The sequence below is a fragment of the Phytobacter sp. RSE-02 genome (assembly GCF_040578655.1).
GTDB classification, from domain to species: domain Bacteria; phylum Pseudomonadota; class Gammaproteobacteria; order Enterobacterales; family Enterobacteriaceae; genus Phytobacter; species Phytobacter diazotrophicus.
The window spans coordinates 156,345-174,235 of sequence record NZ_JBEULY010000007.1; the positions used below are offsets into that span (position 1 = coordinate 156,345).

17 protein-coding genes are annotated in these 17,891 nt (G+C 53.1%); 4 read left to right on the plus strand and 13 right to left on the minus strand.

Annotated elements, in window-relative coordinates; all coding sequences use genetic code 11:
* Positions 1-14 precede the first annotated feature (14 nt).
* Positions 15-704 carry a phosphate response regulator transcription factor PhoB gene (phoB, locus tag ABU190_RS16340; protein WP_041852545.1) on the minus strand — a complete coding sequence of 230 codons (690 nt, stop codon included), beginning with the start codon at positions 702-704 and terminating at the stop codon, positions 15-17.
* Positions 705-899: 195 nt separating this feature from the next.
* On the opposite strand from phoB, the gene sbcD reads away from it, so the two are divergent.
* Both sbcD and sbcC read left to right on the plus strand, forming a co-directional pair.
* On the plus strand, positions 900-2,102 hold the full coding sequence (gene sbcD, locus ABU190_RS16345; RefSeq protein WP_354691847.1) for an exonuclease subunit SbcD: 1,203 nt from the start codon (positions 900-902) through the stop codon (positions 2,100-2,102).
* The gene (sbcC, locus tag ABU190_RS16350; protein ID WP_354691848.1) at positions 2,099-5,242 is read left to right on the plus strand and encodes an exonuclease subunit SbcC; all 3,144 of its coding nucleotides are present in this window, start codon (positions 2,099-2,101) and stop codon (positions 5,240-5,242) included. Before sbcD ends, sbcC begins: the two co-directional genes overlap by 4 nt.
* Positions 5,243-5,296: 54 nt before the next feature.
* Here the strand turns inward: sbcC and ABU190_RS16355 are convergent, their stop codons facing one another.
* Together ABU190_RS16355 and mak are read right to left on the minus strand one after the other, a co-directional pair.
* The gene (locus ABU190_RS16355; protein WP_354691849.1) at positions 5,297-6,544 is read right to left on the minus strand and encodes a hypothetical protein; all 1,248 of its coding nucleotides are present in this window, start codon (positions 6,542-6,544) and stop codon (positions 5,297-5,299) included.
* 411 nt (positions 6,545-6,955) lie between these two features.
* Positions 6,956-7,861 carry a fructokinase gene (mak, locus tag ABU190_RS16360; RefSeq protein WP_354691850.1) on the minus strand — a complete coding sequence of 302 codons (906 nt, stop codon included), beginning with the start codon at positions 7,859-7,861 and terminating at the stop codon, positions 6,956-6,958.
* A 99-nt stretch (positions 7,862-7,960) separates the two neighbouring features.
* Between mak and rdgC the strand changes: the two genes are divergently transcribed.
* Positions 7,961-8,872, plus strand: a complete 912-nt coding sequence (gene rdgC / locus ABU190_RS16365) for a recombination-associated protein RdgC (protein ID WP_354691851.1) — start codon at positions 7,961-7,963, stop codon at positions 8,870-8,872.
* Between the two features lie 52 nt (positions 8,873-8,924).
* Here rdgC and ppnP read toward each other — a convergent pair whose 3' ends face one another.
* The 5 genes from ppnP to ABU190_RS16390 all read right to left on the minus strand — a co-directional run bounded on the left by ppnP (position 8,925) and on the right by ABU190_RS16390 (position 11,674).
* Complete coding sequence (ppnP, locus tag ABU190_RS16370; RefSeq protein ID WP_193795258.1) at positions 8,925-9,209, minus strand: pyrimidine/purine nucleoside phosphorylase; 285 nt, start codon at positions 9,207-9,209, stop codon at positions 8,925-8,927.
* 88 nt (positions 9,210-9,297) lie between these two features.
* Entirely contained in the window at positions 9,298-9,975 is a 678-nt protein-coding gene (locus tag ABU190_RS16375; RefSeq protein ID WP_041852551.1) for an AroM family protein, read from the minus strand.
* Between the two features lie 197 nt (positions 9,976-10,172).
* Positions 10,173-10,364, minus strand: coding sequence for a protein YaiA (yaiA, locus tag ABU190_RS16380; protein ID WP_041852552.1), 192 nt, complete (start codon positions 10,362-10,364; stop codon positions 10,173-10,175).
* Positions 10,365-10,414: 50 nt separating this feature from the next.
* Complete coding sequence (gene aroL / locus ABU190_RS16385) at positions 10,415-10,939, minus strand: shikimate kinase AroL (protein ID WP_041852553.1); 525 nt, start codon at positions 10,937-10,939, stop codon at positions 10,415-10,417.
* Positions 10,940-11,209: 270 nt separating this feature from the next.
* Positions 11,210-11,674, minus strand: coding sequence for a YaiI/YqxD family protein (locus ABU190_RS16390; RefSeq protein WP_354691915.1), 465 nt, complete (start codon positions 11,672-11,674; stop codon positions 11,210-11,212).
* Between the two features lie 138 nt (positions 11,675-11,812).
* Here ABU190_RS16390 and proC point away from each other — a divergent pair, with 138 nt between their 5' ends.
* Complete coding sequence (gene proC, locus ABU190_RS16395) at positions 11,813-12,619, plus strand: pyrroline-5-carboxylate reductase (RefSeq protein ID WP_071195854.1); 807 nt, start codon at positions 11,813-11,815, stop codon at positions 12,617-12,619.
* A 43-nt stretch (positions 12,620-12,662) separates the two neighbouring features.
* Here the strand turns inward: proC and ABU190_RS16400 are convergent, their stop codons facing one another.
* From ABU190_RS16400 to iraP, 5 genes are all read right to left on the minus strand, one after another.
* Positions 12,663-14,186 (minus strand): FAD-dependent oxidoreductase, encoded by a 1,524-nt coding sequence (locus ABU190_RS16400; protein ID WP_354691852.1) that lies wholly within the window; start codon positions 14,184-14,186, stop codon positions 12,663-12,665.
* A gap of 140 nt (positions 14,187-14,326) precedes the next feature.
* A complete protein-coding gene (adrA, locus tag ABU190_RS16405; protein ID WP_354691853.1) occupies positions 14,327-15,439 on the minus strand; it encodes a diguanylate cyclase AdrA in 1,113 nt (370 codons plus the stop codon).
* Between the two features lie 90 nt (positions 15,440-15,529).
* A complete protein-coding gene (psiF, locus tag ABU190_RS16410; RefSeq protein ID WP_354691854.1) occupies positions 15,530-15,850 on the minus strand; it encodes a phosphate starvation-inducible protein PsiF in 321 nt (106 codons plus the stop codon).
* A gap of 92 nt (positions 15,851-15,942) precedes the next feature.
* The gene (gene phoA, locus ABU190_RS16415) at positions 15,943-17,361 is read right to left on the minus strand and encodes an alkaline phosphatase (protein WP_354691855.1); all 1,419 of its coding nucleotides are present in this window, start codon (positions 17,359-17,361) and stop codon (positions 15,943-15,945) included.
* Between the two features lie 100 nt (positions 17,362-17,461).
* Entirely contained in the window at positions 17,462-17,722 is a 261-nt protein-coding gene (gene iraP, locus ABU190_RS16420) for an anti-adapter protein IraP (RefSeq protein WP_041852560.1), read from the minus strand.
* Between the last annotated feature and the right edge of the window lie 169 nt (positions 17,723-17,891).

Below are 17,891 nucleotides of genomic sequence, written 5' to 3' on the forward strand. Positions count from 1 at the left end.
ACTCCTTTCAGATTTTAGAAACGGGTCGAGAAACGATAACCCGTGCCGCGAACGGTTTGAACCATACGATCGTGGCCGCTGTGTTCCAGCGCTTTACGCAACCGGCGAATATGAACATCCACCGTGCGGTCTTCAACATACACATTCGTTCCCCAGACATGGTTCAGCAGCTGTTCGCGGCTATACACACGCTCAGGATGCGTCATAAAGAAATGCAGTAGCTTAAACTCCGTCGGCCCCATGTCCAGAGGATTTTCACCGGTCATCACACGGTGAGAGCTCGGATCAAGGCTCAGCCCCTGCATTTCAATGACTTCTTCTACCGCCATCGGCGAGATACGACGCATGACAGCTTTAATACGTGCCACCAGTTCCTTGGGCGAAAACGGCTTAGTAATGTAATCGTCCGCGCCCGTCTCAAGTCCGCGCACGCGGTCTTCTTCTTCACCACGAGCGGTCAACATCATCACCGGGATATCACGGGTCATCGCTTCACGCTTGAGATGTTTAATGAACTGAATACCTGAGCCACCTGGCAGCATCCAGTCGAGCAAAATCAGATCGGGCCAGGGTTCATTAAGTTGGTTCACCGCGCTGTCATAATCTTCCGCTTCGACAGGTTGAAAGCCGTTTTGTTCGAGCACGAAACACACCATCTCACGGATTGGCGCTTCGTCTTCTACGACCAGAATGCGTCTTGCCATAATTTGCCCTGTTTAAATTAAGTCATCAGCTAAGTGCGGCGCCATTATGCGTCACTTTTGTGACAGATTTATGAAACAAATGACCAACAGGTGACCCAAGCCTTTGTTTTATGACAGTGGGAAATTCTTTCACTGGCGGCTCGTGTGCCCCTGAATGTTATAATCGCGTTTACGCTTTTTTGCCACGGAACCGCTATGCGCATCCTTCATACTTCGGACTGGCACCTGGGTCAGAACTTCTACAGTAAAAGCCGCGCCGCCGAACACGACGCTTTCCTCACCTGGCTGCTGGCCACCGCTGAGGAGTACCTGGTCGACGCCATTATTGTCGCGGGCGACATCTTTGATACCGGCTCCCCACCTAGCTATGCGCGCGAGCTGTACAACCGTTTTGTGGTGAAATTACAGCAGACGGGTTGTCATCTGGTTGTGCTGGCAGGTAATCATGATTCAGTAGCCACCCTTAATGAATCGAAAGATATTCTTGCGTGGCTGAAGACAACCGTTGTCGCCAGCGCAGGCAGCGCGCCTTTTTATTTACCGTTGCGTGACGGTTCGCCCGGCGCGGTTTTCTGCCCGGTGCCTTTTTTGCGTCCACGCGACATCGTGACCAGCCAGGCGGGACTCTCCGGGCAAGAAAAACAGCTTCATTTGCTGCATGCCATCACCGATTACTACCAGCAACAGTACCAGGCCGCCTGCGAATTACGCGGCGACAGCGTGCTGCCGATAATCGCCAGTGGGCATCTGACCACCGTCGGTGCCAGTAAGAGTGACGCCGTACGTGACATCTATATCGGTACGCTGGATGCCTTCCCCGCGCAAAACTTTCCGCCTGCGGATTACATCGCGCTTGGGCATATTCACCGCCCGCAAAAGCCGGGTGGGCAAGAGCATATCCGCTACTGTGGCTCGCCTATCGCTCTGAGCTTTGACGAAACCGGGAACAGCAAATATGTCAATCTAGTGACATTTTCAGCAGGAAAACTGGCGGATGTGACAGCGCTGGAAGTCCCTGTTACACAGCAACTGGCTGTCATCAAGGGCGATCTTGAGTCGATTCGTCAGCAACTTGAGCAGTGGCGTGGCAGCCCAACCGACGCTCCCGTGTGGCTGGATATTGAGATCGCAACCGAGGATTATCTGAGCGACATGCAGCGAAAAATTCAGGCACTCACCGCCGATCTGCCGGTCGAGGTGTTATTGGTTCGCCGCAGCCGCGAACAGCGGGAGCGCATCCTCGCAGGTGAGCGCCGCGAAACCTTAAGCGAGTTAAAAGTGGAAGAGGTTTTCGCGCGTCGCCTGGCGCAGGAGGAGCTCGATGACATCCAGATTGCCCGCCTGCAGTCGCTCTTTTCCGAAACGCTCCACTCGCTCAATCAGGAGCATGACGCATGAAAATCCTCAGCCTACGCCTGAAAAACCTTAACTCATTAAAAGGCGAATGGAAGATTGATTTCACCGCCGAGCCGTTTGCCAGTAACGGCCTGTTTGCCATCACCGGGCCAACCGGCGCCGGGAAAACGACCCTGCTGGATGCCATCTGCCTGGCGCTCTATCACGAGACACCGCGTCTGAATATCGTTTCACAGTCGCAGAATGATCTGATGACCCGTGACACCGCCGACTGCCTGGCAGAGGTCGAATTCGAAGTTAAAGAGGTCGCTTACCGTGCATTCTGGAGCCAGAGCCGTGCGCGCAATCAGCCGGACGGTAATTTGCAGGTTCCGCGTGTAGAGCTGGCCCGCTGTGCAGACGGCAAGATCCTCGCCGACAAAGTAAAAGATAAACTGGAGCTAACCGCCGCCTTAACCGGGCTCGATTATGGCCGTTTCACCCGCTCCATGTTGCTCTCCCAGGGGCAATTCGCCGCGTTTCTTAACGCTAAACCGAAAGAGCGCGCAGAACTGCTCGAAGAACTGACCGGCACAGAAATCTACGGGCAGATTTCTGCCGATGTGTTTGAAAAACATAAAGTCGCCAAAATCGAGCTGGAGAAACTGCAGGCGCAGGCCGAAGGCGTGGTTCTGCTTACCGATGAGCAGCGGGAATCGCTGAATGCAAGTGTGCAGGCACTCACTGACGAAGAACAGCGTCTGTTAGACGGGCAGCGGAGTGTGCAGGCACAACTGAACTGGCTTATTCGCAGCGGTGAACTACAAGCCGCCTGCGACCAGGCACACAAAGCCCGGCAGCAGGCACAACAGGCACGCACTGCCGCCGAGCCTCAGTTGGCGCGGCTTGCGCGGGTTCAACCGGCCCTGCTGTTGCGGCCCGTCTGGGAACGGTTACTGGAGCAGCGAAAAGCACAGGACAGCAGTCGTCGCCAGAATGAGGAAGTAAATACTCGCTTACAGGCGAGCCTCGCGCTGCGGGCACAGATCCGCGCCAGCGCTGCACACCAGCATCAGGAATTAATGGCGTCGCAAAAAACGCTGTCACTCTGGCTTGAAGACAACAAACGCTTCCAGCGCTGGCAGACCGAGTTAACCGGCTGGCGGGCGATGCTAAGCCAGCAAGAAGATGACAAAAAGCCGTGGCATGCCCTGCAGGAACGCATTCAACAAAACGAGCACAAATTACGTAATCTGATGACCGTCTCGCTGGAGATGACCGCCGATGAGGTTAACGCAGCGATGACGCTCTGTGCGCAGAACCGCCCGCTGCGTCAACGCCTGACCGCCCTGCATGCACGTTTTGCTCCGTTACAAAAACATCTCGCCCAGCGGCAGCAAAGCCTGACCGAATTGAAAGCTGAGCAGGAAAAACTGACGGCCGAGCTGGCGCGTAAGCGTGAGCTTTATAAAGAAAAAAACCAGTTGCTGATGGATGTTCGCACCATTTGCGAGCTGGAAGACCGCATCCACAGCCTGGAAACCGAACGCGCCCGTCTACAACCGGGTCATCCCTGCCCGCTTTGTGGTTCGACATCTCACCCTGCGATTGCTGAATATCAGGCCATCGTCCCCGGCGTGAATCATGCCCGCCGCGATGCGCTGGATCTCGAAGTCCGTCAGGTAAAAGAGGATGGCGTGGCACTCAGCGAGCGTCTGAAGGGGATAAGTGAGCGCATTGAAAAAGACGACCGCGAAGCGAAATCACTTCGCGAGCAGGAGCAAACGCTTACCAACGAGTGGCAGGAATTGTGCCTGACGTTGAATGTCACCCTGCGGCCGCAGCAAGACATCTCCAGTTGGCTGAGCTCGCAGGATGCCTACGAACATCAGCTCTATCAGTTGAGCCAGCGTTTGACATTACAAAGCCAGATCAACGAGTTGCGCCTGCAGGTTCAGCAATACCAGCAGGCGGCAGAGGCGCGCCGGGCCAGTCTGGCCGCGATGCTGGAGCCACTGGGGCTGGCGCTGCCGCCAGAAGGTGAAGAGGCACAATGGCTGGCAGCACGCACCTCCGAAACGGAACTCTGGCAGGAAAAACAGAGCGCATTTAGCGCATTGCACGAGCAGATTGCACAACTAACACCGCTTCTCGACACGCTGCCGGAAGAAGCTGTTCCGGACGCGATAAAAACCGTTGCCCTGGACAACTGGCGGCAGGTACATAACGATTGCGTGTCGCTGCACAGTCAGTGGCAAACGCTGCAACAGCAACTACGGCTTGAGACGGAGCGCCTGGCTGAACTGGAGAAACAGTTTGCCGATGCGCTGGCAAACAGTGAGTTTGCCGATCGGGAAGACTTTCTTGCTGCGCTGTTGAGCGATGACGAGCGCGCGCGCCTGGAGCAGCTTCGTCAGCGTCTCGACCGTGACGAACAACAGGCACAGGTACTGGTGGCCAACGCTGAACAGGCTCTCGCGGCGCATAGCGCGCAGCCTCCTGCCGCCCTGACTGACGATACGGACGCCGAAAAATCCCGTGAAGCGCTGGAGTTGCTGGCCCGCCAGTTGCGTGAAAACACCACCCGCCAGGGGGAGTGCCGACAGCAACTTAAACAGGATGCAGACAATCGCCAGCGCCAGCAGGCGCTGATGCTGGATATTGAACGCGCGGCGCTGCGCTGTGACGACTGGGGGCATCTCAACGCGCTGATTGGCTCAAAAGAAGGGGATAAATTCCGTAAATTCGCCCAGGGGTTAACTCTCGATAACCTGGTGTGGCTGGCCAACAATCAGTTGAACCGCCTGCACGGGCGCTATCTGCTTAAACGCAAAGTCAGCGAAGCGCTGGAGCTGGAGGTCGTCGATACCTGGCAGGCCGATGCGATACGCGATACCCGCACCCTTTCCGGCGGCGAAAGTTTTCTTGTGAGCCTGGCGCTGGCGCTGGCGCTGTCGGACCTGGTGAGCCATAAAACCCGCATCGATTCACTCTTCCTGGATGAGGGTTTCGGCACGCTGGACAGCGAAACACTGGATACGGCACTGGATGCGCTCGACGCTCTGAATGCCAGTGGAAAAACCATTGGCGTTATCAGTCACGTTGAGGCGATGAAGGAGCGTATTCCGGTGCAGATTAAGGTCAGGAAGATTAACGGGCTGGGGTACAGCAAGCTGGATAGCGCATTTTTAATCATTAATTAATCATTAAAAATGGGGCAAGACGGCGTATCAGGATTGCCCCTGTTTAAAGACACACTAATCATAACCAATTATAACTTCTATAGCCGTTTTGGCTGGCCCGGGCGAAACATTGCCAGTCGTGCGAATAAAACGAGCCGCCATTTTTATCGTCCCGTCCTGACCTGATGCAATGGCGGATGAACCGATATCATAGGCTCCCGCGCGAAAGGCAGAAGAGTTCAGGCTGTTAGCGGTTATGGGGGTATTAAAGATAACGGGTCTGGCGGGTTCGCCCGAGCCTAATGTAGCGGCGTCCCCCCAGGAAAGTTGCACACCGTATCCTTGTGCCCCACTCCCATCAAGAGCGATAGTTCCGGTGAGAGGCGCGCCCAGCCAATTTTGGCTGACAATCGCGGTTCGGGGAATAATTCGAATTGTTATTGGATTGTTTTTGACAGAGTTAGCCGCAGTCACTGTTCCGTAATCACCTATCCCCGTAGTACTACTCCAGGTTCCGTTACCGTTCTGACCACCATAACCATAAGCATTCGGGCATACGATATTAAAACTTGCATCTTTCCAGGAGGACTTCCCCATTGTCTGGCTTGAGGAACCGTTAAACGCCCCCATCTGGACCGTCTTATCCCCACCCTGGAGATTACATGTACTGTTAATTAAATTTATACTACCTGTAATTCGTGAATAATTACCTGTGAACCATTTTCCAGGGCTGGGAGACATGGTGGTATCGCTAAATGTATCGGTACTATTTTTTGATACAATACCCTGATTAATTGTTGGGCCAATGAAAGTGATCGAACCGGGATTGAGTGGGACAGAACCTGCTATTTTCCAGAGCCTGATATCAAGCCACATACCCATCGCCACTATATCGGAATCGGCAACATTTTTATTGATATCATTCGGGTATTGATTTACAGGCTTACCGTTTGTTGCACCTCCCGCATCAGCATCATTAATAGAAATACCAAGACCTGATATATTTGTAGGATATATGGATACACTGACACCGCCAACAGTCCCTTGATAGACTGGCGTTCCCGCATTTTGCAACGCCAAATGCCAGAGCATATCTGATGACTTGCAGTTGTATACTTTCTGAACGCCGGGTGTCACATGCTTAATCGTATAGAGAAGTGTGTTATCTGGCGTGCTGGCATTCAATGTAATATTAACTGGAGGAATTTTGAAATCGTTACCCATAACTGATGGAAATGCTCGAGTACATCCCCATGTTGTAGCAAAAACTGCAGGGCTAAATAAAAATAAAAAAAACAGGGTAAGCAGGGAGTTCCTTGGCATACTAACCATTCCTTAAAAACTGCAAACATATTCAATGTGAATGGCAATCACTTTATTCATACATATGGCAGATAGTTCTTGCAGCGGTATCAAGAATAAAATTAAATCACGGAATTTTATACCCCTGTTCACTCCGGCAGTCAAACGGATGAATAAAACCTATCCACTTCATTGCGGCAATATCAACGCATAAACCAACCACGGCGCCTTTAATTTTTCACTTAATTACGTGTCAGGAAGATTTTTCACCAAGAAATACAGTAACAAAGAACCATGCAACAAATGGTTACTCAAAACATTAGGGGGGAATTCCGAAAGAAGAAACACATATTAACAATCAATAATTAACCATTATTTATTTCTTTAAATAATAAATAAACAAAACCGGCAGGATCACCGCCGGTTTGATTATTACGCCTGCGGCCACAGCCAGGCTGCACCACGCACACCACTGGAATCACCGTGCAGCGCTTTACGGATCGGGGTTTCACACTCACCGCCGAATACCCAGTTTTTCACCAGATTTGGCACGGTTTTATATAATCGTTCGACATTGCTCATCCCACCGCCAAGCACAATCACATCCGGGTCGAGAATATTCACCACATGGGCCAGCGACTTCGCCAGACGCAGCTCATAACGGCTTAACGCCAGCTCGGCAAGCGGATCCTGCGCTTCTACCAGACGAATGATTTCATTGCCTTTAAGCGTGTGTCCGCTTAAGCGCTGATAATCGGTGCCAAAGCCCGTACCGGAGATAAAGGTTTCGATGCACCCTTGCTTGCCGCAATAGCACGGCACCTCTTCCCGATAACGCAATTCATCTGCATCCATCCATGGCAGCGGATTATGCCCCCACTCGCCCGCCGTCCCGTTGCCGCCGATATGCGAGCGGCCATTAAACGCCAGACCCGCTCCGCAGCCTGTACCTATAATCACCGCAAACACGGTCTGCGCACCGGCCGCTGCGCCATCTACCGCCTCAGAAACGGCCAGGCAGTTAGCGTCATTCGCCAGACGAACGTCCCGGTTTAAACGTTGGCTTAAATCTTTATCGAAGGGCTTACCGTTGAGCCAGGTTGAGTTGGCATTTTTTACCACGCCCGTATAGGGGGAAATAGAGCCGGGGATCCCCATACCAACGGTGCCCGTTTGCCCGGTTTCTTTCTCAGTCAACGCCACCAGAGAGACCAGCAGATCAAGGGTTTGATGGTAATCACGCGGTGTCGGCTGACGATGGCGAAACAGCTCGTCGCCGCTATCGCTGAGCGCAATGATTTCCGTCTTTGTGCCGCCTAAATCGATACCAATACGCACATAATGCTCCTCATAGTTGGACAACGCATTCACATGCAAGCGCGGCGACAATTGGTTATCATGCCCGCTGCAATTAACGACTAGACCGTGGAAAATATCATGCTGTGGTTCAAAAATTTAATGGTATACCGTCTCAGCCGCGATGTAGCGCTGCGGGCGGAAGAGATGGAAAAACAGCTTGCCCCACTATCGTTTACCCCGTGCGGTAGTCAGGATATGGCGAAAACCGGCTGGGTTCCACCGATGGGTTCACACAGTGATGCGCTGACCCACACTGCGAACGGTCAGATTATTATCTGCGCGCGCAAAGAAGAGAAAATCCTGCCTGCGCCGGTGATTAAACAGGCGCTGGAAGCCAAAATTTCCCGTCTTGAGGCCGACCAGGGCCGCAAGCTGAAAAAAACCGAAAAAGATTCCCTGAAAGACGAAGTGCTGCACTCATTGCTGCCGCGCGCCTTCAGTCGTTTTAGCCAGACCATGATGTGGATTGATACCGTCAATGGTCTCATTATGGTGGACTGCGCCAGCGCGAAAAAAGCGGAAGACACGCTGGCGCTGCTGCGCAAAAGCCTCGGTTCTCTGCCCGTTGTCCCGCTGACGCTGGAGACCCCTATTGAACTGACGCTGACGGAATGGGTGCGTTCCGGTACGGTGGCACAAGGCTTCCAGCTTCTCGACGAGGCCGAACTGAAAGCCATCCTGGAAGATGGCGGCGTGATTCGCTGCAAAAAACAGGAACTGGTCAGCGATGAGATCGCAGTGCATATCGAAGCGGGCAAAGTGGTAACCAAACTGGCGCTCGACTGGCAGCAACGCGTTCAGTTTGTGGTGTGTGATGATGGCTCGATTAAGCGCCTGAAATTTAGTGATGAGCTACGCGATCAGAACGAAGATATTGACCGCGATGATATCGCCCAGCGCTTTGATGCCGATTTTATTCTGATGACCGGTGAACTGGCGACGCTGATACACAGTCTGGTAGAAGGGCTCGGCGGCGAAGCTCAGCGCTAAGAAAAAAATCAGACGTTAAAAAGCAGAACGCCCGGTTAAGCCGGGCGTTTTTTTACAGATAACGGCAGAGATAAGAGGTCGGCTCGGCTACCTGCAGATGAAATTCACTTTGGCCGGCAACATTGAACACTTCCCCCGCAGAGAAAGTCTTCCACTCGGTTTCACCAGGCAGCAGAACATGAAGCGCACCGCTAATGACCGTCATCTCTTCCGGCTGCGCAGTACCAAAGGTGTATTCACCTTCCACCATCACGCCCACACTGGCGCGGCCAGTACTGCTGCTGGTAAAACCAATGGATTTCACTTTACCGGAAAAGTATTCGTTACTTTGAAGCATGAACTGGCCCTTATAAAGAAAATGTCTGGAAAAACACTATAGAGGCCAGACTTCGCTTCTGTCACGCGAAATTGCAGGGTAACACGGCTTATACCAGCAGCTCCGAGGCGAGCCGCGCCACCAGAACATTAGAAAGTAACACTGGCACATCCAATGATTTTTGAAGTAAATCTCTGTGCCATTGATGAAAACCGAGGCAATCAAGCATTAATACGTCCGCACCCTGCTCAATAAGCTCTTTTCCCGCTGAAACCAGTTGATACTCAGTCGCCTCATACGGATGTGCCAGCGTGTAAAATGGCGTCTTTTCCAGCACGCTCCATTTACGCTGCTGCGGTTCCATCAGTTCAGGAATCGGCACAATCACCCCTACCTGATGACCATCAACAATCGAGGCAACCAGGGGCGGAATAATACGCTGTGGTTCGATCAAAATGGCATTACGCGCATTCAGCCCACGGATATCTGCCGTACTCATCAGCAAAATAACGTCGTAGCCCTGGTTGTCCATCACTTCGATAACGCTTTGCAGATCTCGCTCCACTTTCTCACGCGAGACCATCGCAATACTGCCATCGCACAGACGCGTAGGTAGCGGCGTTTCGCCCGGATCAACTTTGTAATCGGTCAGGACGTCCTGGGGATCCATTTTACCAAGCAGGCTGAAATGGGTTATCTGCTGTTCAGAAATATGCTCGGTCAGCAACGGTAATATCGTTTGAACAGGCACCACCCCCACGGTGAGGATCGCCATCGTTGAACTCATCTTGTTCATCCACCTTGCAACACTGCTTTTTCGTTAATGCTTTGACGCCGCCTAAATGCACAGGCAACTTCCAGGTTCTTAAAGATTCCCAAATACGCCAGTAATGTCTGATTATTGACGGTCCTCATCCATCTTGCCAGAGTGAAAAATGTGATGAGGCCCCGCTTATTTCATGTTTCAGAACTTTTTCAAGGCAATCAGTTTTTATCTGGATCCTCATACCGCTTTTTAGCATCCAGCGCTTCTTGCTCAGTGGGGTGCTCACTGATTAAAGAGTCAGGTTTAGGATGGTCGGCACGTAATTCGTACCAGGTGACGGTCTGCCCGGCTGTGCCTTTTTCTACAGCAACAACACGGGCTTCACGAGGATAAGGTGGTTTACCAGGCATGACGTTACCTCAGTTACGGGGTCAGGCCTTAAGTATAGACAATCGTTTCGCTAGCTGGCGCGCGCCAGACGCAGAGCAGTCTGAATTTCAGCGATCACCAAATCAAGATCTTGCGCGGCATTCACAACATGATGTGCAGCTTCACGGTAGAGGGCATCACGGACCGCAAGAATTTCGCCCACTTCTTCGCGAACAGGCTTACCGGTCAGGGTCGGACGCTGGCTCTCTTTCGGATACGCTTCCAGACGATCAACCAGTACCGGGACAGGTGCAGAGAGATAAATCACCACACCCTGCTCGCGCATAAATTTGCGATTGTACTCGCTCAGAATGATACCACCGCCAGTGGCAACAACACGCGCAGGCGCGGTAACCGCTTCCAGAGCTTCGGTTTCACGCGCACGAAAACCATGCCAGCCTTCTTTGCTTACGAGCTGGGCAACGGTCATCTGCGCCTGCTCCTGCAACCAGTGGTCTGTATCAACAAACTGACAAAGGTGTAACTGTGATAACGCATGACCAACGGTAGTCTTACCGCAACCACGTGCGCCAACTAAAAAAATGGGTAACGTCATGAACGGGTGTTCCCTCTGATATCGCAAGGTGAAAAAAAGAAAAATAAGATAACGGTAAATCACCCTGCCGGGCGTTGAGCGATCGTAAACAAATCGTTACGCTTCAAAAACAACTTGCATCCTTCCTCATTAGAACCCAGAGACGACGCCACATTTGAGTGTAAAGATTTTAATGCAACCTATGTAGCGATAACCTTACTTTAAAAGATTGTCTGTTGACAAGCCCACAGGCTCGTTTAGCGTAACATATTCATATAACCGTTGATGATACTACTCGTCAGCCTTGCGGCGCTGGCGCTCGAGCAGCCATTTATCCAGTTGAGCGGCAAACTGCTGGCGGTCGCGCTGGGACAGGCTATCCGGACCGCCGGTCTGAATCCCGCTGGCACGCAGCGTATCCATAAAATCTCGCATCGTCAGACGTTCGCGAATCGTCGCTTCAGTGTAGCGCTCGCCGCGCGGGTTAATGGCTGCCGCCCCTTTGGCTAAGACTTCCGCCGCCAATGGAATGTCTGCCGTGATCACCAGGTCGCCCGCCTCACACAGACGCACAATTTCGTTATCTGCGACATCAAACCCCGCGGCAACGCGCACGGAACGGATAAAGCGCGAGGGGGGCACACGGATATTTTGGTTCGCCACCAGCGTCACTGGCGTTTGTGTGCGCTCGGCTGCACGAAACAGAATCTCTTTAATCACATTCGGACAGGCGTCCGCATCAACCCAAATCGCCATCATCGCTCCTCACTCTCATTTCGGGCATTGTCGCGTTAAATGCCCCGCTTCGCAAAGCATGACGTTAAGCTTTCGCCCTGTAAGCCTTTCCACGTTAAGCTATACCTCACAACACGTAACAGCAGAGAGACAGACGTAATGGAGAAAAAAATCGGTTTTATCGGCTGCGGTAACATGGGCAAAGCCATTCTCGGGGGTCTGATCGCCAGCGGCCAGGTACAACCTGGACAGGTCTGGGTCTATACCCCATCGCCAGAAAAAGTCGCCGCACTGCATGACCAGTACGGCATTAACGCCGCGCAGAGCGCGCAGGAAGTCGCCCAGATAGCCGACATTGTCTTTGGCGCCGTAAAACCGAATATTATGGTCAAGGTTCTTAGCGACGTCGCATCCAGCCTGAATAAAGAGTCGCTGGTCGTGTCGATTGCCGCAGGCGTCACCCTCGATCAACTGGCGCGGGCGTTGGGCCACGATCGGAAAATCGTCCGCACCATGCCTAACACACCGTCGCTGGTAAATGCCGGTATGACCTCTATCACGCCGAACGCCCTGGTGACACCGGAAGATATCGCCGACGTACTTAACATCTTCCGCTGCTTTGGTGCCGCTGAGGTTATTGCCGAACCGATGATTCACCCGGTGGTAGGCGTCAGTGGTTCCGCCCCGGCGTATGTGTTTATGTTTATCGAAGCCATGGCCGATGCCGCCGTGCTGGGCGGAATGCCACGCGCGCAGGCTTACAAGTTTGCCGCGCAGGCGGTGATGGGATCGGCGAAAATGGTGCTGGAAACCGGCAAGCATCCGGGAGAGTTGAAAGACATGGTCTGCTCCCCTGGCGGTACGACCATCGAAGCGGTCAAGGTACTGGAAGAGAAAGGCTTCCGCGCGGCCGTTATCGACGCCATTCAGGCCTGTATGGCGAAATCCGAACAGATGAGTAAATAAGACCGTGACTGCGCCGCCGGGCCACATACGGCGCAGTCATGTGCTAGGCCAGCATCTCACTGGCCTGACGCAGAGGCATCGGCTGCTGCATTTTCACCAACAGTTCTGCCGTTGCGGTATTTTCACCGCAGCTTAGCACCGCTTTCAGCATCCCCTCTTCGCCATAAAGCACCGCAAAACGCTTATCCTCAAACGAACCAAGCATTTTCACACTGTCCCATTCCCGCGCATAACCCAGATATTCGAAGCGCGTACCGAAATGGGTGGTCCAGAAAAACGGCACCCGATCAAACGCCTGGTGTTCCCCCAGCATATTCTTTGCCGCCAGTCGCCCCTGCTGCTGCGCCACGCGCCAGTGTTCAATTCGCCGTCTGCCTTCCGGCGCCGGATAACTGGCGATATCGCCCACCGCCCACACTCCTGGCGCGGCGCATAAGGTTTCATCCACCGTCAGGCTACCGTCTTCTTCATGGTGAAGATCATGGGCCAGATCGGTAAACGGACGAACCCCGGTGGCAAGCACCACCACATGTGCAGGCAGTGTCAGGCCATTTTTCAGGCATACCCCCTGCACATGCCCGTTGCCCTCCAGTGCCGCCGGCTCACCGGTCACAAATTTCACGCCATTCTGCTTATGCATATTGAGAAAGTGTTGGCCCATCTCTTCACCAAACTGCGGAACAAAAGGCAATTCGTGGCGCGACACCACCGTCACGTCAATATCCTGGTTGCGTAAGGCCGCCGCCAGCTCCATAGCAATAAAGCTGTTGCCGATGATCACCAGTTGATGCTCCTGTTCCACTTCGTTGAGCAACTGCTGTGCCTGATGGAGATCTCGCAAAACATGAACGCCTTGCAGGTGGTTACCTTCAATATCAGGACACAGCGGCTGCCCACCGGTCGCCAGCAACAGTTTGTCAAAATGGAGCCTTTGCCCGCTGGCCAGGGTAAGAAAGCGCTCACGGCTGTTGAGGTCGGTCACCTCTTCTCGCAGGCTTTCAACGCCCGGCTGCTGGTAAAACGCATCATCCAGCACATGCGGCACTTCGCTGATTTTCATTTTGCCGGCGGGGACAAATTTGCTCAGTGCCGTACGGTCATAGGGGGCATCGTTCTCTTTATCGATAAGCACTAAACGCCCGCTATAACCCGAGTCGCGCAGCGTTATGGCGGCGGAACTGCCGGCGGCCCCGGTCCCCAAAATAACCGTGGTCTGTTCCTGTTCACCGCGGATCAGCGGCCTGCTGGCAGGGGACATCGGACGTGGATTGACCAGAACGCGGTTTTCTTCCAGCAGTACCGGATATTGTTTAAGGCTGGTCAGCGCAAGCGGCTCAAGCCACTGTCCATTCTTAATGTCGAATTCAGCTTTGTGCCACGGACAAACCAGGCGCCCTTCGCAGACGGCCCCTTTCTCAAGGGGAGCTCCCGCATGGGGGCATTTACTCTGGAATGCGCGCACCTGCGTTAAGGTGCGAATGAGGATCATGGCGGTACCCGCCACTTCGACTTTTACCGGCTTGCTCTCCGGTAGTGAATTGATATCTAAGACGTATTGGTAGCTCATAACATTGCTCTCGTGTCAGTGTTGGAGATACGGACGTAACGCCAGACAGCGCACACCACGAGGAAATAAAAAGCACTCAATCTGTAATGATGACTTGTTAAGCCTGGCAGAGAATAGGCCTATAGCAACCAGGCGAGGAGTCAGGCGGCCACTTCGGTGCGATTGCGCCCGGCTTTTTTCGCTTTGTATAACGCCAGATCGGCAGATTTTAGCCACTCCCGGTAGTGGGTCATTTCATCGGTCAGAGGGGCAACACCGACGCTGATTTGCAGCGCCAGTTGTGGAGCAGAAGGCAGGCGGAAGGCGGTAAGGCGGTCATGGACACGCTCCATGGCTGCAATCGCGTTTTCAGGCGGCGTGCCGCACATGATCACGGCGAATTCATCACCACCGAAACGCCCAATCAGATCGCTACCGCGCAAAGTGAGTTGCAGGTGACGGGTGATGGCAATGATCGCCTCATCCCCCACGTCATGTCCCCAGGTATCGTTAATAGTTTTGAAATGATCGACATCGATCAGCAACAGCGTCGCGATCCGTTGATGACGGCGACAATCATCAAATTCATCACGCAACAGACTCTCCCAATGGCGACGATTGTAAACGCCAGTCATACCGTCACGAATACTCATCACCTGCAGTCGGCGTTTATGCTCCTCAAGCCTCGCGGCGTTACGGAAAGTCACCCAGGAAAAGAGGAGTGGATACAGCAGAAGTACCGGCACCGTCAGGCAGACAATCAGTGACGAGCTGTCGGTAGTAATGGCAATACCCGTAAGCTGGAGTGTGACCAGGCAGGCAACCGCCATCAGAATAACGCCGGCAAGACACAGTCGCGGCCCGCCAGCCCCCATCGTGGTGATAAAAACCACCATTGCCATGGCGATAGAGGGGAGCAGGTTCACACCGATTAGCCCCATCCACATTCCGGCCAGCAGGGCATCTGCCTTCAAATTATGGGTTTCACTGGCGTAGGGATCGCTTGAGCGGGCCGCCAGTTGCCAGGCGAGATGCGGCCAGACGAAAGTCCATAAAACCAATAAAATCCACCAGCCTCCCGCAACCGGCTGTAATACCAGTACCCCAGCGAGCGGCATGAACAAGCAGGCCAGCCCTACCGCCCGTGGCAGCCGTTCCCGTTGCGCGAACTGGAGCCCCATTGAATGGGGATCGTCATCGTGCAGAGCACGACGTCTCTCCTTGCCACTCTCAGTTGTATAAAAGTTATTATCATTCATCATTATTGGGAACATTCTGAAACATTTTCCCAAATTATAGAGAGGGGTCATGCGGGGAAAGTATGAAATTTCGGGTGAGTCGCGTGGCGAGCTCACCCGTTTGGATTAGCCTGTTTTTTTCAGGCAGCCACTCATAAATTTGCTGCGATCTTCGCCTTTAAGCGACTGCTGCGTCGCCTGTGCGTTGCATTCGCGCATTTTTTGCTGTTGAGGACTCAGACTTTTTTGTCCGGGTTCGGTTTTGGTGTTTTTCAGGCAATCGCTCATATACCGCTTGCGGACATCACCGGAGAGGGTCTGCGCCGTAGCCTGCTGATTGCAGAGGGTCATACGTTGTTGTTGAGGGGTAAGGGTCTTCTCAGCGGCACTCAGTGCAGTAACAAACACCAGGCCGAACAGGAGCGTAACAAGTAATGTTATTTTCATAGCACCATCCTTCTGTAAGCCTTGCCCCTTAAGGATGGTCTGTCATGGAGAAAAAACCACCCGGCAGGAGAGATTTCCCACCGGGCAGCAACTTATTTCAGCCCAAGCGCGTTTTTCATGGTGAAGAACAGGTCGGTCTGATCGGTCAGGCCCACAACGTTAGCCGCGTGTGGACCATAGGCTGCCAGACGAACCTGTGTACCGGTATGCTCCATCGACTCTTCCTCAGAGTTACCGTAGGTTATCGCCATCACCGCACCGTCTTTGGTGTTCAGCAACTGGCTCAAGCCAGGCGCTTTGGTGTCAGGCGGGATAATCTGGCTGGCGTGAGCATGATCAGCGGTAACGATGACAAGCGTGTTGCCATCCTTTTTGGCGAAGGCCAGCGCTTTTTGCACGGCTTCGTCGAGGTCTACGGTTTCACCAATCTGGCCGCACGGGTTGGCAGCATGATCTTGTTTATCGATCGATGCGCCTTCCACCTGCAGGAAGAAACCTTTCTCGTTTTTGCTCAGCAGGTCGATCGCTTTTTCGGTCATCTGCGCCAGCGTCGGTACGCTATCGGTACGTTTAGCATTTGGCGTACAGGTCACCGCAGGTTTATCGAGATTACCGTGTAATGAGGCTTTCGGGCCTTCCCAACGAACCGGCATGTTGCCATCGGAGAACAGCCCCAGCAGCGGTTTATCCTGATTCGCTTCGGTGATGGCCGCCAGCGTCGAGGCGTCCCCCACTAACTGATAGCCACGTGCCTGTGCCTGCTCACGCAACGTTTTGCCTTTCCACTCACCGGCGGTTGCCGTTTCACTGAAGGTCTTCGCACCGCCACCGAGGGTGACATCAGCACGCGCATTCAACAACTGCTCGGTGATGGAGCCTTTGCCGCCTTTTTCCAGCGCATTGCTGGCGCATTTTTCACTGGTAACGCTCGGGCCGTAGCATTTACGCGACGTCACATGGGAAACAAGCGCTGCAGGCGTAGCGTCCTGCAATTCAGCGGTAGAGACGTTACCGGTAGCAAGACCCGCGGCCTTTGCCATCTCCAGGATCGTCATATGATCTTTTTCGTGGATATCGACACCCAAGGCGCCGTTATAGGTTTTCACGCCGGTAGACCATGCCGTTGCGGATGCCGCAGAGTCGGTCACGTAATCGGGTTTGCCCGTTTTCTTATCCAGCGCGTAATGCGTGTACTGACCCGTCAGTGGTAACGCATCGATACCTTTAAAATAACCGCCCGCCCCTTCGGCATAATTTCGCGCAGCGGTAATTTCTGAATCGCCCATGCCATCACCGATCAGCAGAATAATATTTTTAGCCGGTTTGTCATTGAGCGAGGAACGTATTGCGTCAGTTTGATCGGCAGTTAAACGGCGGGCGCCGCCTTGCGTGGTAATATCGCCCTGTGCGGCACGATTCTCAAGCACAGTAGTGGCGGAAGTGGTATCCGCATAAATAGCAGGGGTAAACAGCATAGGGAATAAGGCGATGAATAATACGCTCTGTTTCACTTTATTTTCTCCGTGTATAAATACTTAAAAAGAAATAAAACAGAGCGACTATAGGCACCGCGTATGACAGTGAGATGACAGCGTGACTTATCTCAAAGTCTCAGTTGCGCGGGTGCCTTAAAAGCTTTTTTATATACTGTTGCAGCAACTCCGTGTCATGATCGGAAACGTCCGTTCCCGGATGAACATCATCCATCGCGCCTTCAATACTCTGAATAAGCGCCTGTTGCTCAGGCAGCGCCATCTGACGCAAAAGTGCAGTGACAACGATCTCCAGCGCTTCCACCTGCGCAACCAGTTCTTTGGATTCCTCTTCCTTTTCCGCGAGTTTTACCAACAGCTCTGCAATGAGATTTTTCATAGCGCTATTTCCTTATGTGATATTCGATGACGTTAGCACTCTGTTCTGTAGTTGCAAAGTGGATGCATCTATTATTTTTCGCTAAATTTGCGCTATGTAGAACCGTAAAACAGGAAACCCAGTAACGAAACGTTTCTATGACATAGACGCAAATTTATTGCTGTGTCAA

Excerpts from the sequence above, each read along its gene's own strand:
- phoB (WP_041852545.1), bottom strand. The coding sequence starts at position 704 with ATGGCAAGACGCATTCTGGTCGTAGAAGACGAAGCGCCAATCCGTGAG.
- sbcD (WP_354691847.1), top strand. The coding sequence starts at position 900 with ATGCGCATCCTTCATACTTCGGACTGGCACCTGGGTCAGAACTTCTAC.
- sbcC (WP_354691848.1), top strand. The coding sequence starts at position 2,099 with ATGAAAATCCTCAGCCTACGCCTGAAAAACCTTAACTCATTAAAAGGC.
- ABU190_RS16355 (WP_354691849.1), bottom strand. The coding sequence starts at position 6,544 with ATGCCAAGGAACTCCCTGCTTACCCTGTTTTTTTTATTTTTATTTAGC.
- rdgC (WP_354691851.1), top strand. The coding sequence starts at position 7,961 with ATGCTGTGGTTCAAAAATTTAATGGTATACCGTCTCAGCCGCGATGTA.
- ppnP (WP_193795258.1), bottom strand. The coding sequence starts at position 9,209 with ATGCTTCAAAGTAACGAATACTTTTCCGGTAAAGTGAAATCCATTGGT.
- ABU190_RS16375 (WP_041852551.1), bottom strand. The coding sequence starts at position 9,975 with ATGAGTTCAACGATGGCGATCCTCACCGTGGGGGTGGTGCCTGTTCAA.
- yaiA (WP_041852552.1), bottom strand. The coding sequence starts at position 10,364 with ATGCCTGGTAAACCACCTTATCCTCGTGAAGCCCGTGTTGTTGCTGTA.
- aroL (WP_041852553.1), bottom strand. The coding sequence starts at position 10,939 with ATGACGTTACCCATTTTTTTAGTTGGCGCACGTGGTTGCGGTAAGACT.
- ABU190_RS16390 (WP_354691915.1), bottom strand. The coding sequence starts at position 11,674 with ATGGCGATTTGGGTTGATGCGGACGCCTGTCCGAATGTGATTAAAGAG.
- proC (WP_071195854.1), top strand. The coding sequence starts at position 11,813 with ATGGAGAAAAAAATCGGTTTTATCGGCTGCGGTAACATGGGCAAAGCC.
- ABU190_RS16400 (WP_354691852.1), bottom strand. The coding sequence starts at position 14,186 with ATGAGCTACCAATACGTCTTAGATATCAATTCACTACCGGAGAGCAAG.
- adrA (WP_354691853.1), bottom strand. The coding sequence starts at position 15,439 with ATGTTCCCAATAATGATGAATGATAATAACTTTTATACAACTGAGAGT.
- psiF (WP_354691854.1), bottom strand. The coding sequence starts at position 15,850 with ATGAAAATAACATTACTTGTTACGCTCCTGTTCGGCCTGGTGTTTGTT.
- iraP (WP_041852560.1), bottom strand. The coding sequence starts at position 17,722 with ATGAAAAATCTCATTGCAGAGCTGTTGGTAAAACTCGCGGAAAAGGAA.